This window comes from Mesorhizobium sp. M1A.F.Ca.IN.022.07.1.1 (assembly GCF_003997575.1).
GTDB lineage: Bacteria > Pseudomonadota > Alphaproteobacteria > Rhizobiales > Rhizobiaceae > Mesorhizobium.
Genome location: NZ_RZST01000673.1, coordinates 1 through 911 on the forward strand (window position 1 = coordinate 1; position 911 = coordinate 911).

The 911-nt window shown below is 66.5% G+C and carries 1 pseudogene; it reads right to left on the minus strand.

Annotated elements, in window-relative coordinates:
- A pseudogene (locus EOA75_RS33305) lies at nucleotides 1-911 on the minus strand (kinesin); the annotation flags it as partial.

Genomic DNA, 911 nt, shown 5'->3' on the forward strand with positions numbered 1-911 from the left:
AATCTGCTCGGCGACGGCGCGGCGGATGGCCGAGGTCGATTCCTTGGCCTCCTCCGGCATCTCGATGACGCCTTTCTTGAGCTCGGCGCGGGTGAGGTCCAGCTCGCTCTTGATGGAGCCCGCAGTGCGCCGCATCTCCTCGGTCGCGTCGGCGAAGCGGCGCGTCGCCGAATCGACGACCTCGGCGATGGCGGTGCGAATCTTCTCCGCCGATTCCATCGTCCGGCCCTCGGCATTCTGCATCGTCTGGCCCACAAGAGTCTCGAAGGAGCGCATGACTTTCTCGAGGTCTTCCGACTTCTTGACCAGACCGACGGCGAGGTCTTCCAGCGACGACTGCCGCTCCAGCGTGTGCTCGAGATTGCTCTGCGCGGAGCTCAGCAGGTCCGAGGCGCTCGACAGCAGGCGGCTGTGCTCGTCGAACTTGGTCGCGATCGAGGCGACCTCGCGCAACGTCGCCGACGACAGATCGGTGAGCCGCGTCGTGTTGGAATCAACGAGGCGCGCCGAGCTGGCAAAGGTCTGGGCCGCCTTCTCGGTGGTCGCCGCGAAGCTCTGCGTGCTGCCGCTCAGGCGCTCCTCGACCTGGCCGAGATTGACGGCCGCCTGGTCGATCAGCTGACTGAGCTGCGCGCTGGAGGTGGTCATGCGGCCGATAAGGTCGGCAACGCTGTCGGCCAGCGTCGAGCGGGCGCCCTCGACCGCCGAGAGCGTCTCCGCGGTACGGTTGGCGAGCGCATTGACGAGGGCCGCGTTTTCGCTGCGCAGCTTCTCGGTCGCCTGTTCGGTGACCTCTTCCATCCTCTTTTGCAGCTCGGAGCCGCCCTGGGCGAAGCGCTCGACCAGCGGACGCGCCGTCTCGTCGAGAATCTTCGACATTTCGGCGGAGCGCGCCGCAAGCATGGTGTTGA